The organism is Streptosporangium sp. NPDC049376, assembly GCF_044466505.1.
In the GTDB taxonomy this organism is placed as follows: Bacteria; Actinomycetota; Actinomycetes; order Streptosporangiales; family Streptosporangiaceae; genus Streptosporangium.
The window spans coordinates 101248-114544 of the sequence record NZ_JBITMT010000012.1 but is presented as its reverse complement, the minus strand read 5'-3'; the positions used below and the strand labels follow the sequence as shown (position 1 = coordinate 114544).

Here is a 13297-nt window from a genome sequence, read left to right as displayed (position 1 = left end):
AAGAGAGGTCTGTACGGCTACCGCTACACATCGAGGAAACGGACGTCTCGCGCGTTCCTGATGATGAAGGAGCGGCGCGCCTCGACGTCCTCGCCCATGAGGACGCTGAACAGCTCGTCGGCCTGGGCGGCGTCGTCGAGGGTGACCTGCAGGAGCACCCGGGTGTCGGGGTTCATCGTCGTGTCCCAGAGCTGGCCGGCGTTCATCTCGCCCAGACCCTTGAACCGCTGGATGCCGTCGTGCAGGCGCGGGTCGCGCTTGCCCCGCTGTATGCCGTCCTCGATGATCGCGTCACGCTCGCGGTCGGAGTAGGCGTAGGAGGCGTCCTCGCCCCTGCGGTCCCACTTGATCTTGTAGAGCGGCGGCTGGGAGAGGTAGACGTGCCCCGCCTCGATCAGCGGGCGCATGAAACGGAACAGCAGTGTCAGCAGCAGCGTGTTGATGTGCTGGCCGTCGACGTCGGCGTCCGCCATCAGGATGAGCTTGTGGTAGCGGAGTTTGGTGATGTCGAACTCGTCGTGGACCCCGGTGCCCATGGCGGTGATCAGCGCCTGGACCTCGGCGTTCTTCAGCACCTTGTCGATGCGGGCCTTCTCCACGTTGAGGATCTTGCCGCGGATGGGCAGGATGGCCTGGAACTTGGAGTCGCGGCCGCCCTTGGCCGAGCCGCCCGCCGAGTCACCCTCGACGATGAACAGCTCGCACTTCTCCGGGTCGCTCCACTGGCAGTCGGCCAGCTTGCCCGGCAGGCCGGAACCCGATTCGAGCAGCGACTTGCGCCGGGTGAGGTCGCGGGCCTGGCGGGCCGCGATGCGGGCGCGCGCGGCCTGCAGGGACTTGTTGATGATGTCCTTGGCCTCGCCGGGGTTGCGCTCGAACCAGTCGCGCAGGTGGTCGTTGCAGGCCTTCTGCACGAACGACTTGGCCTCGGTGTTGCCCAGCTTGGCCTTGGTCTGCCCCTCGAACTGCGGGTCGGCCAGCTTCACCGAGATGATTGCGGTCAGGCCCTCGCGGATGTCCTCACCGCTGAGGTTGTCGTCCTTGCCCTCCTTGAGGAACTTCTGCTCACGCGCGTAGCGGTTGACGATCGACGTCAGCGCCGCGCGGAAGCCCTCCTCGTGGGTGCCGCCCTCCGCGGTGTTGATGGTGTTGGCGAAGGTGTAGACCGACTCGGAGTAGGAGTTGTTCCACTGCATGGCGATCTCGACGGAGATGCCCTCGCCGTGCTCCTCGAAGTCGACCACCGAGACGTGCGCGGGTTCCTTCTTGGAGTTCAGGTGCCTGACGAAGTCGGCCAGGCCGCCCTCGTAGTGGTAGACGATCTCGACGGGTTCGTCGTTGACGGCGTGGTCCGGCCGCTCGTCGCGCAGTGAGATGGTCAGGCCCTTGTTCAGGAAGGCCATCTCCTGGAAGCGCCGCGAGAGCGTCTCGAAGTTCCACGTGGTGGTCTCGAAGATGGTGTCGTCGGCCCAGAAGGTGATCGAGGTGCCGGTCTCGTCGGTCGCCTCGCCCTTCGCCAGGGGAGCGGTCGGCTTGGAGTGGGAGTAGTTCTGCCGCCAGTAGTGGCCGTCGGTGCGGATCTCCACGTCCAGCGCCGTGGACAGGGCGTTCACCACCGAGACACCGACGCCGTGCAGACCGCCGGAGACGGCGTACGACTTGCTGTCGAACTTGCCTCCCGCGTGCAGCACGGTCAGGACGACCTCGACGGCGGGGCGGCCCTCCGCCTCGACGATGCCGACGGGAATGCCTCGGCCGTTGTCGACGACCCTGACGCCGTTGTCGGCGAGGAGGGTCACCTCGATCCGGTCGGCGTGCCCGGCCAGGGCCTCGTCGACGGAGTTGTCCACGACCTCGTAGACGAGGTGGTGAAGACCACGTTCACCGGTCGAGCCGATGTACATTCCCGGGCGCTTACGGACCGCCTCAAGTCCTTCGAGGACGGTGATTGAGCTAGCGTCGTAGGACAAGTGCGAAATCCTCCTGCCGCGGACACGCGGCGAACGGCCCTGTCGGCCCCGCCGTGCCCGTCACCGTCGTGAATGCCCCGATGCGCTCACCCGGGGGAAGTCGGCGCGGTGGCCGGGGTGACACGCAAGCGGACTGTGTCCGGAATTCGATTTCATTCTAGCGTCTCCGGACGTGTCGTGCGGCATTGACGGGCTCTGGAGGCCTCTGTCGCGCGTCGACCCTCTGCTTACGCATCCCCCTACAGGGAGGGGGGTAGCCGCGCCAGAAAGGCCGCTGATCCGTTTTCCGAGTTGTTGATCATCACCCATAGGTGTCGCCTGGGCCACGGCTCCCCGTGACACGCAGGCCACCGCTCGGCCGTGGCCCGTTCTGCGGCCCGCGCACCCGCACGCGCCGTACGGTCCCGTCGCCGAGCTCCTCGTTCAGCCGCCTGACGAGCGTGGCCGCGAGCAGCCTGACCTGGGTCGCCCAGGCCGTGGAGTCCGCGATCACCACGACCTCTCCCTCGGCGAAGGTCTCCGGTCTGGTGTGCGCGGCCAGGTCGACGCCGACGATCTCGTGCCAGCGGCCGAACACCCCGCCGACCGCGACCGGCCGCTCCCAGCCCCGGTCCGCGAGCAGGTCGGCGATGGCGCTGCCGAAAAGCCTCGGGTCGCCGCTGTCCCTGCGCTGGCCGTACGGCTTGCGCCGGGGTTCGCGGCGGGGGAGCTGGCCGCGCTTGGCGGCGTCGGCCTTGGCCTGGGCGAGCTTCTCCCTGGCCATCGCGGCGCCCTTGGCGGCGGTCGCCTTGGCCGCCTCCTGCCCGGCCTGCCGCGCGGGTCCCTTCCCGGTCCCCGCTGTGGCCCCCCCCGCGGGCCCCTCTGCGGGGCCCTGGGCGCGTCCTGCGGCCGGCTCCTCAGCGGACACGGGCCACGCTTCCCTCGGTCACGTCGAAGCGGGCGCCGATCAGCTCGGCGGGCACGTCGGCGGCGACGGCGGCGGTGATCAGCACCTGCTCGGCGGGCGCCACGATCTCGGCCAGGCGGCGGCGGCGCTGGCTGTCCAGCTCGGCGAAGACGTCGTCGAGGATCAGCACCGGGTCGCCGCCGTCGCTCCTGAGCAGGTCGTAGGCGGCCAGTCTGAGCGCGAGCGCGAACGACCACGACTCGCCGTGGCTGGCGTAGCCGCGCGCGGGCAGCTCGCCGAGGCCGAGGAACAGGTCGTCGCGGTGCGGGCCGACGAGGGTGACACCGCGTTCGAGCTCGGTGGCGCGCACGTCGAGCAGGGCGGCGCGGATGCGCCCCTCAAGGTCCTCCCCGGCCGTTTCCTCCGGTCCGTCCTCGGGCAGGGTGCCGCGGTAGTCGAGGACGGCCGGGGCCGAGGTGGGGGCGAGCGAGGCGTAGGCGGAGGCGACGAGCGGGCGCAGCTCCTCGATCAGCCCGAGACGGGCGGCGAGCAGCTCGGCGCCGAACTTCGCCAGGTGGGTGTCCCAGACCTCCAGCGTGCTCAGCGGGTCTCCCGCCCCGGCCGCGGCGAAGGCGGCGTCGCTCTCCGCCCGCCTTCCACTCCTGCCGCGCCGTGACTGCGCGGCCACCCGCAGCAGGGCGCCGCGCTGCTTGAGCACCCGGTCGTAGTCGGCCCTGACCCCGGCGAACCGGGGGGCCCTGGCCACCAGCAGGTCGTCGAGATAGCGGCGGCGCTCACCGGGGTCGCCCTTGACCATGGCGAGGTCCTCGGGGGCGAACAGGACGGTGCGCAACATGCCGACCACGTCGCGCGGGCGGGAGACGGGCGAGCGGTTCAGCCTGGCCCGGTTGGCCCGGCCCGGGTTGATCTCCAGCTCGATCAGCGCCCGCCGGTCGTCACGCACGACGACCGAGCGCACGATCGCCCGCGCCGCGCCCTGCCGTACCAGGGGGCCGTCGGTCGCCACCCGGTGGCTGGAGTGGCTCGCCACGTAGCCCAGCGCCTCGACCAGGTTGGTCTTGCCCTGGCCGTTCGGGCCGACGAACGCCGTGACGCCCGGCTCAAGGCCGAGGTCGACGGCGTCGTAGGACCGGAAGTCGGTCAGCGCGAGATGGGCGACGTGCACCTCAGGAAGACTAGCCGCCCCCGTCCTTCACCGGCGCCTCGCCGGTCAACGGTCCGTCTCGACAGGGGGGACGACGTCGGCGCCGGGGGCGTCGGCGCCCTTGCCGGTCTGGCCCTCCTTCGAGGTGACCGCGTGCCCGCCGAACTGGTTGCGCAACGCCGCGACGACCTTCATGGCCGGGGAGTCGTCCTGGCGGGAGGCGAACCTGGCGTACAGCGCGGCGGTGATGACCGGCAGCGGGACGGCGTGGTCGACGGCCGCCTGGACCGTCCACCGGCCCTCGCCCGAGTCCTCGGCGTAGCCCCTCAGGTCGGCCAGCTCAGGGTCGTCGTCGAGCGCGCGCACCAGCAGGTCGAGCAGCCAGGAGCGGATGACGGTGCCGTGCCGCCAGCTGGAGAAGGCCCCTGCCACGTCGGTCACGACGTCGGAGGCCTCAAGCAGCTCCCAGCCCTCGGCGAAGGCCTGCATCATGCCGTACTCGATGCCGTTGTGGACCATCTTCGCGAAGTGCCCGGCGCCGACGGCTCCCGCGTGCACGAAGCCGCCGTCCTCCGGCTTGAGGGTCTCGAAGACCGGCATCAGGCGCTGAACGTCGTTGTCGGCGCCGCCGACCATGAGGGCGTAGCCGTTCTGCAGGCCCCAGACGCCGCCGCTCACCCCGCAGTCGACGAAGCCGACGCCCCGCTCGCCGAGCTGTGCGGCGTGCTTCTGGTCGTCGAGGTAGTGCGAGTTCCCGCCGTCGATCACGATGTCGCCGTCGGACAGCAGACCGCCAAGCTCCTCGACGGTGGCCTGGGTCGGCGCGCCCGCGGGCACCATGACCCACACCGCGCGCGGCGCCTGGAGCCGTTCGACCAGCTCCTTCAGGCTGGAGACGTCACTGACCGCCGGGTCACGGTCGTAACCGACGACGTCGTGACCCCCGCGGCGCAGCCGCTCGGCCATGTTGCCGCCCATCTTGCCCAGCCCGACCATGCCGATCTGCATACGAGCACCCCCTTCAGGGTTCCATCATCCACCTGTCGCCGAGTCGCGCCAGCGCGAGCCGTACCAGGTGGGCGTTTCCTTCCACAGGGCCGCCGTCGGGGCTGTGGAGGACGTCCTCAAGGCCGATACGCGTGGCCAGACCCAGCTGCCCCGCTTCGTCCACGAGTATCCACGCCGGTCCCTCCTCGCCGTGGAGCAGCCTGGGGCCGGGTACGGCCAGCTCGTCGAGACGCCCGAGCACGGCCCGCGCCCGGGAGACCGCGGTCTCCTCGGCGCCGCCGATGATCTCGACGAGCACCCGTGCGCACCCGAGACCGGTCGCGGCGAGCGCCTCGGCGTCGTCGACGGACCAGACCCCGGCCTCGACGTCCACGCCGAGCCGCCGAAGATCATGCCACAGGCCGGGGAAGCCGGGTTCCGAGAGGTTCACCGAGGCGAAGTCGGGCCGGTCCTGCGGAGCGAGCGCCGCCCACCCCCGTACGGCCTCGCGCCTGGCGCCCTCGTCGCCCCCGGTCATCCACAGGCCCGTGCTCACCCCGACGGGCAGCCCGGGGCAGGCCGGCCGTACGGCCCGCACGGCCGCGCCGATGTGGACGGCGCTGAGAGACTCCCTGCCCGCCTCGTCGCGCGGGTGCATGTGCACAGCCGTCGCACCCGCCCCACGCGCCTCACGGGCCGCCTCAGCGAGCTCCAGAGGGGTCACAGGGACCGCGGGGTGCTCGTCGGGCCGTCTGCCGCCGTTGAGACACGCCTTCAGCGTGATCCGGCTCACAGGCTGTGGATCAGCTCGACAGGCGGATGGGCATGATCAGGTAGCGGTAGTCGGGCACGCCCCCGTCGTCCACAGGCTTGCCGCCGGTGAGGATGGCGGGCTTGGTCGAGGTGGTCATCTGCAGCCTGGCCACGTCGGAGTCGATCGCGCCCAGCCCCTCAAGCAGGAACTGGTGGTTGAAGGCGATGTTGATGTCGTCGCCCTCGAAGTCGACCGGCAGCACCTCGACCGCCTGGGCCTCGTCGCCGCTGCCCGCCTCAAGGACGACCTCGCCGTCGCGGAAGGCCAGGCGCACCGGCGTGTTGCGCTCGGCGACCAGGGCCACGCGCTTGACGGCCTCGACGAAGGCGCCGGTCGCCAGGTCGGCCCTCGCGGAGAACTCGGTCGGCAGCAGCGAGCGGTACTTGGGGAACTCGGGGTCGAGCAGGCGGGTGGTCGTACGGCGGCCCGCGCTGGAGAAGCCGATCATGCCCTCGCCGGTCCCGCCGACGGAGCTCATCGCGATCTCTACCTCGGCGCCGGTGCTGCCCAGGGCCTTGGCCGCGTCGGCGAGGGTCTTGCCGGGGATCATGGCGACGGCGGAGAAGTCGGGCTGGCCCGGCTGCCACTTCAGCTCACGTACGGCCAGGCGGTAGCGGTCGGTCGCGGCGAGGGTGACGGTGTCGCCCTCGATCTCCATGCGCACGCCGGTCAGCATCGGCAGCGTGTCGTCCTTGCCCGCGGCGACGGCGACCTGGCCGACGGCGGAGGCGAACACGTCGCTGCCGACCCGGCCCGCGGCCGGCGGCATGGTCGGCAGGGAGGGGTAGTCCTCCACAGGCATGGTCAGCAGGGTGAACCGGGCACTGCCACAGGTGACGACCGCCTTGGCGCCCTCGACGACGAAGTCCACAGGCTGTGCGGGCAGCGCCCTGGTGATCTCGGCGAGCAGCTTGCCGGAGACCAGCACGACGCCGGCCTCACCGGTCTGGGGTTCGAGGGTCACCTCGGCGGACACCTCGTAGTCGAAGCCGGAGAGCTTCAGCTGCCCGCCGTCCGTCACCTCCAGGCGCATGCCGGCGAGCACCGGCACGGAAGGACGCGCCGGCAGGCTGCGTGCCGTCCAGGCGACGGCCTCGGCGAGCACGTCTCGCTCGATACGGAACATCACGGGGATCTGCCTCCTGTGTGTGAGCGCTGTCCGCTCGGTGCCTTGGGTTCAAGTGTTCACTGTCCCGCACCTGCGCTCCCCCGGAACCCTTCTGTGGGTCTTGAGTTCTCTAGTTAGAGATACAAGGGGTCATCGCATTAGGGGCGGTGGATACTGTGGAAATCCTGTGTTTCCGCAGATCAGACTAGGTTTTTTCATCCACCGGGGGTGTGGGTGGAGGGTGTGGAGAACTCGGCGGCCTGGGGAGAACCTCGCTGTACCCACAGGCCGTCCCCAGATCGAGGGGTCTTCATCCACCGGTTATCCACGAGGTTTCCCCAGGTTATCCACTGGGTAAGAGGTCGTTTTGTCCTTGTGGAAAACGCTCTTCACAGGGCGTCCCCAGGTTGTCCACGAGTTCTCCCCAAGTTGTCCCCAGGTTCTCCCCAGAGTTGTCCCCAGCTTGCTCAAACGTGTTGAAACCATCGAAACCGGCATGTTCACGGTGGAAACTCCTCCTCCATTGGCTGAGGCGGAGTCGTACATTTGATCCACAAGGTTTTCCACAGCCTGTGTATCGCGTCCGGGGAAAACTCATCCATTGCGCGACTGCTGCTTGATCCTGGTGGTCAGCTCGTTGACCTGGTTGTAGATCGAGCGGCGCTCGGCCATGAGGGAACGGATCTTCCGGTCGGCGTGCATGACCGTGGTGTGGTCACGTCCACCGAACTGCTGGCCGATCTTGGGCAGCGACATGTCGGTCAGCTCCCTGCACAGATACATGGCGATCTGCCGGGCGGTGACCAGGACCCGCGAGCGCGACCCGCCGCACAGGTCGTCGATCGACAGGCCGAAGTAGGCCGCGGTCGAGGCCATGATCGTGGCGATCGTTATCTCGGAGCCCGCGTCCTCGGTGATCAGGTCCTTGAGCACGACCTCGGTGAGCTGCAGGTCGACCGACTGCCGGTTGAGGCTGGCGAACGCGGTGACCCTGATCAGCGCGCCCTCCAACTCGCGGATGTTGGTGGAGATCCGGCTCGCGATGTACTCCAGGACCTCGGGCGGCGCGGCCAGGCCCTCCTGGATGGCCTTCTTGCGCAGGATCGCGATGCGGGTCTCAAGCTCGGGCGGTTGCACGTCGGTGATCAGTCCCCACTCGAACCGGTTGCGCAGCCGGTCCTCCAGGGTGACCAGCTGCTTGGGGGCGCGGTCGCTGGAGATGACGATCTGCTTGTTGGCGTTGTGCAGGGTGTTGAAGGTGTGGAAGAACTCCTCCTGCGTCTGTTCCTTGCCCTCGAGAAACTGGATGTCGTCCACCAGCAGGATGTCCACAGCCCGGTAGCGTCCGCGGAAGTTGTCGGCCTTGTGGTCGCGGATGGAGTTGATGAAGTCGTTGGTGAACTCCTCCGAGCTGACGTATCTCACCCGGGCGCCGTCGTAGAGGCTCTGCGCGTAGTGGCCGATCGCGTGCAGCAGGTGCGTCTTGCCCAGTCCTGAGTCGCCGTAGATGAACAGCGGGTTGTAGGCCTTGGCCGGGGCCTCGGCGACGGCGACCGCCGCGGCGTGGGCGAAGCGGTTGCTCGATCCGATGACGAAGGTCTCGAAGGTGTACTTCGGGTTGAGCCTGGCGGGTTCCCCCTGCTGCTGGGTACGGCCTCCCCGGCCGTCCCATCTGTTCTGCACGGGGCCCGCGGCCTGCGGGGGCGAGGGGCGGTCGAAGTTGTTCTGCCCGTGCCGTTCGAACCCGTCGGACTCCTGGTGCGGGGGCGCGGGCTGCGGGGTGTAGCCGCCGCGGCCGTACCCGCCCCCCTGTTCCTGTGGGGCCGGCGCCGAGGGCTCCCCCGGGAGGAACGGCTGCTGCGCTCCGTCCTCACCCTGTTGATAACCGTAGTGACCCTGTGGGCCGTGCTGTGGATATTCGGTGGACGGCGTCGGCGCAGGTCCCTGCCCCTGGAAGGGGTTCTGCAGGCCGGAAGCGTTGTGGAGCTGGGGTGTCACGGGCTGTGCATAACCCTGCTGGGGACCCCCAGGCTGGGGATAACCGTGCGCGGGCGGCTGGGGATAACCGTCTCCTCTGGAGACCCCGGGGTCGGAACCGGCCGCGCTGGGGTCGACCATGACCGCGACCCGCATGGGGCGGCCGAACTCCTGGGAGAGCGCGTGGCTGATCAGGGGGCGGAGCTTGTTCTCCAGGACGTCCCTGGCGAAGTCCGTCGGGGCGGCGAGGACCACGGTGTCGTTCATGAGGCCGAACGGGCGGGTCATGCCGAGCCAGACCCGTTGCTGGGAGGGGACGCTCGCGTTGAGGGAGTTCTCCAACGCCCGTTCCCACACCTCGCTGAGGTCCAAGTTGTCCATGCCCGGCCATCCTCCTGTCGACGCGGTCACCGCACCTGCTCACCGCGATCTGTTATCCACACCGATGGCCGCCGGGCACATCGGATTCCCCTGTTTTCCACATGTCGGAGCCCCTGCTGCCCGTCCGGGGTCGCCGCTCGGAATCCACATCGAATCCACACCGCATCCACATGCTGTGCACAGCCCCACGGCCGCTGCCAGACACGCCCGGGCAGTGGTGACAAGGGGTTGGAGGGGCCGACAGTAGCCCTGTCCACAGCCTGTGTTCAAGACGTTGTCCACAGCCTAGTGGCACTGTGGGGGAGGCTGAGTGCACATCCTGTGGACGGCGAGGCGTCGGTGGAAAACGGGGCTGTGGATTCGTGGATAACCTATCGTCAGGTGTTCGCCGGTTTGACCTGGGCCTCGCCTTACCCGTAACGTACGACGGTCGGCTTGTCACGCGGAGGCTTTCGCATGCCCCGCTTCCGGCAGGCCAGCCACTGTCGAGCGTCCCCATGTGCTGGGGGCGCGTCCTGAGCCTGGAGCCCACTCGTGAGCAAGCGTACTTTCCAGCCGAACAACCGCCGTCGCGCGAAGACCCACGGTTTCCGGCTGCGCATGCGCACCCGCGCCGGTCGCGCCATCCTGGCCGCCCGTCGTCGCAAGGGCCGCGCAGCGCTCTCCGCCTGACGCGTCCGCCGTGCCCGGTTCGCCGGGCCGGGGCAGTAAGCGAACCGTCGCCCGTCGGCCGTGACGCCGGCGGGCGATAGCCGTACCTGCCCAGGGTCAAACCAAGGTCCTCTCGTGTTGCCGTCCGTGTCCCGCATGCGCCGGGGCGAGGAGTTCGCCGGCGCGGTCAGGAAGGGAAGCCGTGCAGGCCGCCCCACACTGGTCGCGCATTTCGGCATGCGCGCAGAAACGGATGAACCCCCCTTGGTGGGATTCGTCGTGAGCCGTGCGGTTGGTGGGGCGGTCACGAGGAATCGGGTCAAACGTCAGCTGAGACACCTCATGCGAGACCGTCTCGACCGTCTTCCGCGAGGTAGCCTGCTGGTTGTACGCGCCAATCCACCGGCCGCGTCCGCGCGAAGCGAGCGCCTAGCCGCCGAACTCGACGTCGCGCTGGATCGTTTACTCAGGCGGCGTGAGCCCTCCGCGGCTCACAGGGATGGGCGATGATGACGGCGCAGCACACCGCCGGGGTTTCCCCGGCCGCCAGGACCCTGATGGCTCCCATCCGGTTCTACCGGAGCTATGTGAGCCCTCTGCTGGGTCCACGCTGCCGATTCCACCCCTCGTGCAGTGCCTACGGGCTTGAGGCGGTTGCCGTCCACGGGGCCCTGCGCGGCACATGGTTGACGATCCGGAGAATCGGGCGTTGCCACCCATTCCATCCCGGAGGCTTTGACCCGGTGCCCCCACGCCGGGGCCAGTCCGACGAAACGCAAGGGAGCTAGCTCGGTGGAGCTGTCCTGGCTGAACTGGCTGTACACGGCCGTCGCCCAAGTAATCACCTGGATACACCAGGCGTATAGCAGCTTCCTCGACCCGAACAGCGGGCTGACCTGGGCGCTGACCATCATCACCCTGACGGTGCTGATGAGGCTGCTGATCTTCCCTCTCTTCCTCAAGCAGATGCGCTCCTCGAAGAAGATGCAGGAGCTCGCGCCCAAGGTCCAGGAGATCCGTAAGCGCTACAAGAATGACAAGCAGCGCATGAACCAGGAGGTCATGGCGCTGTACCAGGGGCAGGGGGCCAACCCGCTCGGCGGCTGTCTGCCGGTCGTGGCCCAGTTCCCCATCTTCATCTCGATGTTCACCGTGCTGAACGCGATGGCTCACGGCGAGCTGAAGTTCGGCATGACCCAGCAGCTGGTCGACAGCGCCAGGGCCGCGCACATCTTCGGTGCGCCGTTGCCTGCGACCTTCTGGAGCAGCGACGCCCAGCTTCAGGCGTTCGGCGCCAACCCGATCCAGACGAAGATCGTCCTCGCGATCTTCGTGGCGGTCAGCTCGCTGACCACCTTCCTGACCGTCCGGCAGAGCGTGACCCGCTCGATGGCCCAGATGCCGGACAACCCGATGGCGCAGCAGCAGAAGATCCTGATGTACATCTCGCCGCTGTTCGCCATCTTCTCGCTGAACTTCCCCCTCGGTCTGATCCTCTACTGGGTCACCACCAACCTGTGGACCCTGGGCCAGCAGCACTGGTTCTACAGCCGCAACCCCGCTCCGGTGGCCGACGCCAAGGGCAACATGGTGACGCCCGAGCCCAAGCCGGGCCTGCTGGGTAAGGCCAAGAAGGCCCCCGAGCCCGAGGCGCCGCCCGCGCCCGCGCCCAAGATGGTCCGCCAACAGCCCACCCGCCAGCCCCGCAGCAAGCGGACGGGCAGCAAGAAGTCCTGACGATCATCCCGACAGCACAAAGGAGTGGCCGGACGTGACCGAGGCCGAAGCCGAGAAGGAGACCGTGAAAGCGGCTCCGGATCTCGCTGCGCTGGAGCAGGAGGGCGAGATCGCGGCGGACTACGTCGAGGGTCTGCTCGACATCGCCGACATCGACGGTGACATCGACATGGACGTCGAGGGTGATCGTGCCGTGGTGTCTGTCGTGGATGTCAAGGGTGGCGATCTCGTCGGCCCGCACGGCGAGGTGCTTGAGGCGATCCAGGAGCTGACCCGTCTCGCGGTCCACCGTCAGACGGGCGAGCGCTCTCGGCTCATGCTGGACATCGCCGGCTACCGTGAGCGCCGCCGTACCGAGCTGACCGAGCTGGGCACCAAGATCGCCGCGGACGTCAAGCGCAACGGCGAGCCCAAGCCCCTGCAGCCGATGACCCCGTTCGAGCGCAAGATCGTGCACGACGCGGTGGCGGCGGCGGGCCTGCGCAGCGAGTCCGAGGGCGAGGAGCCCCGGCGCTTCGTGGTGGTCCTCCCCGCGTAACGACACGACGGAGAAAAGGGCCGCCGTCCCCGGTCACCAGGGGCGGCGGCCCTTTCTTGTGATCCGTTCCCGGCCCGTCCTTGTACGGCTCCGCGAAGCGGGCCGTTAGCCTTAGAACACCCTGCAGAAAGCCCGTCCCGAGGAAGAGTGAGCCCCGAGTGAGTGACCAGATCCCCGAGCCGCCCGAGGTCGCGCGCGAGGTGTTCACCGGTGATGCCTGGTCCATGGCGGAGACGTTCGCCGGTCTGCTGGCCGGCCCCGGGGTGGTGCGCGGACTGCTCGGTCCTCGCGAGGTGCCCCGCATCTGGGACCGGCACCTGCTCAACTGCGCCGTGGTCGCCGAGGCGGTGCCCGCGGACGTGCGCCTGGTCGACATCGGCTCCGGTGCCGGGCTGCCCGGCCTGGTGCTGGCGATCGTGCGTCCCGACATCCATGTCACCCTCCTTGAGCCTCTCCTGCGCCGGACGGTCTTCCTCCAGGAGTGCGTGGACACGCTGAAACTCGGCAACGTCGAGGTGCTGCGTGGCCGGGCCGAGGAGTTCGTCGGCAAGCGCGTGTTCGACGTGGCCTCCGCCCGGGCGGTGGCGCCGCTCGACCGGCTGCTGAAGTGGTCGCTCCCCCTGCTGCGCGAGGGCGGGGAGCTGCTCGCCCTCAAGGGCGAACGGGCAGCGGAGGAGCTGGCGGACGCCGAGGCACAATTGAGGACCAGCGGGGTGCGAACCGCCGAGCTTGTTTCGGTCGGGCACGGTAAGGTCGAGCCGCCCGCAACTCTCATCCGGGTGGTCGCCGGTCGGGCCCCCGAAGGAGTACGGCAGGGCGCTCGCCGTAAGGAGCGTGTCTCGCGGGCCAAGCGGGCGCGAGGCCAGTAGAACAGACCGAGCGAAGCGAGTGCGAGGCCAGTGAATGACCATGGAAGTGCGATTGTGAGCGCGGAAGGTGGTCTCGGCTGGCCCACGGGTCCTGTCGTCCCGCCTCGTGAACGCCTTTCCGGTCTTGGTTGGCCCGCATCGGGTTCCACCGCTGCAGTCAGGCCGGTTGAAAGGACGACGACCGTGACCCAGTCCCCCCTTAATCCCGGCGAAT

13 protein-coding genes are annotated in these 13297 nt (G+C 68.9%); 6 read left to right on the top strand and 7 right to left on the bottom strand.

Going from position 1 to position 13297, the window contains the following annotated elements; translation table 11 throughout:
- Positions 1 to 23: 23 nt before the first annotated feature.
- From gyrB to dnaA, 7 genes are all read right to left on the bottom strand, one after another.
- Positions 24 to 1970 (bottom strand): DNA topoisomerase (ATP-hydrolyzing) subunit B, encoded by a 1947-nt coding sequence (gene gyrB, locus ACIBVQ_RS27165; protein ID WP_362917173.1) that lies wholly within the window; start codon positions 1968 to 1970, stop codon positions 24 to 26.
- A 301-nt stretch (positions 1971 to 2271) separates the two neighbouring features.
- Positions 2272 to 2877 (bottom strand): DUF721 domain-containing protein, encoded by a 606-nt coding sequence (locus tag ACIBVQ_RS27160; RefSeq protein ID WP_399180826.1) that lies wholly within the window; start codon positions 2875 to 2877, stop codon positions 2272 to 2274.
- Positions 2867 to 4042, bottom strand: coding sequence for a DNA replication/repair protein RecF (gene recF / locus ACIBVQ_RS27155; protein WP_352013625.1), 1176 nt, complete (start codon positions 4040 to 4042; stop codon positions 2867 to 2869). The genes ACIBVQ_RS27160 and recF overlap by 11 nt, the downstream gene beginning before the upstream one ends.
- A gap of 45 nt (positions 4043 to 4087) precedes the next feature.
- A complete protein-coding gene (gene gnd, locus ACIBVQ_RS27150; RefSeq protein ID WP_386190891.1) occupies positions 4088 to 5029 on the bottom strand; it encodes a phosphogluconate dehydrogenase (NAD(+)-dependent, decarboxylating) in 942 nt (313 codons plus the stop codon).
- A gap of 13 nt (positions 5030 to 5042) precedes the next feature.
- On the bottom strand, positions 5043 to 5801 hold the full coding sequence (locus ACIBVQ_RS27145) for a 3-keto-5-aminohexanoate cleavage protein (protein WP_399180823.1): 759 nt from the start codon (positions 5799 to 5801) through the stop codon (positions 5043 to 5045).
- A gap of 10 nt (positions 5802 to 5811) precedes the next feature.
- Positions 5812 to 6951, bottom strand: coding sequence for a DNA polymerase III subunit beta (dnaN, locus tag ACIBVQ_RS27140; protein WP_352013628.1), 1140 nt, complete (start codon positions 6949 to 6951; stop codon positions 5812 to 5814).
- A gap of 573 nt (positions 6952 to 7524) precedes the next feature.
- The gene (gene dnaA / locus ACIBVQ_RS27135) at positions 7525 to 9288 is read right to left on the bottom strand and encodes a chromosomal replication initiator protein DnaA (RefSeq protein WP_362917181.1); all 1764 of its coding nucleotides are present in this window, start codon (positions 9286 to 9288) and stop codon (positions 7525 to 7527) included.
- 534 nt (positions 9289 to 9822) lie between these two features.
- On the opposite strand from dnaA, the gene rpmH reads away from it, so the two are divergent.
- The 6 genes from rpmH to rsmG all read left to right on the top strand — a co-directional run bounded on the left by rpmH (position 9823) and on the right by rsmG (position 13083).
- The gene (rpmH, locus tag ACIBVQ_RS27130; RefSeq protein ID WP_171200567.1) at positions 9823 to 9960 is read left to right on the top strand and encodes a 50S ribosomal protein L34; all 138 of its coding nucleotides are present in this window, start codon (positions 9823 to 9825) and stop codon (positions 9958 to 9960) included.
- Positions 9961 to 10095: 135 nt separating this feature from the next.
- The gene (rnpA, locus tag ACIBVQ_RS27125) at positions 10096 to 10449 is read left to right on the top strand and encodes a ribonuclease P protein component (protein ID WP_386190973.1); all 354 of its coding nucleotides are present in this window, start codon (positions 10096 to 10098) and stop codon (positions 10447 to 10449) included.
- Positions 10449 to 10727: a membrane protein insertion efficiency factor YidD gene (gene yidD, locus ACIBVQ_RS27120; RefSeq protein ID WP_352013725.1), complete on the top strand. Its 279-nt coding sequence runs from the start codon at positions 10449 to 10451 to the stop codon at positions 10725 to 10727. Before rnpA ends, yidD begins: the two co-directional genes overlap by 1 nt.
- 4 nt (positions 10728 to 10731) lie before the next feature.
- On the top strand, positions 10732 to 11676 hold the full coding sequence (gene yidC, locus ACIBVQ_RS27115) for a membrane protein insertase YidC (protein ID WP_352013630.1): 945 nt from the start codon (positions 10732 to 10734) through the stop codon (positions 11674 to 11676).
- Between the two features lie 34 nt (positions 11677 to 11710).
- Complete coding sequence (locus ACIBVQ_RS27110; RefSeq protein ID WP_352013631.1) at positions 11711 to 12214, top strand: R3H domain-containing nucleic acid-binding protein; 504 nt, start codon at positions 11711 to 11713, stop codon at positions 12212 to 12214.
- 224 nt (positions 12215 to 12438) lie between these two features.
- The gene (gene rsmG / locus ACIBVQ_RS27105) at positions 12439 to 13083 is read left to right on the top strand and encodes a 16S rRNA (guanine(527)-N(7))-methyltransferase RsmG (protein ID WP_399180994.1); all 645 of its coding nucleotides are present in this window, start codon (positions 12439 to 12441) and stop codon (positions 13081 to 13083) included.
- Positions 13084 to 13297: the final 214 nt, after the last annotated feature.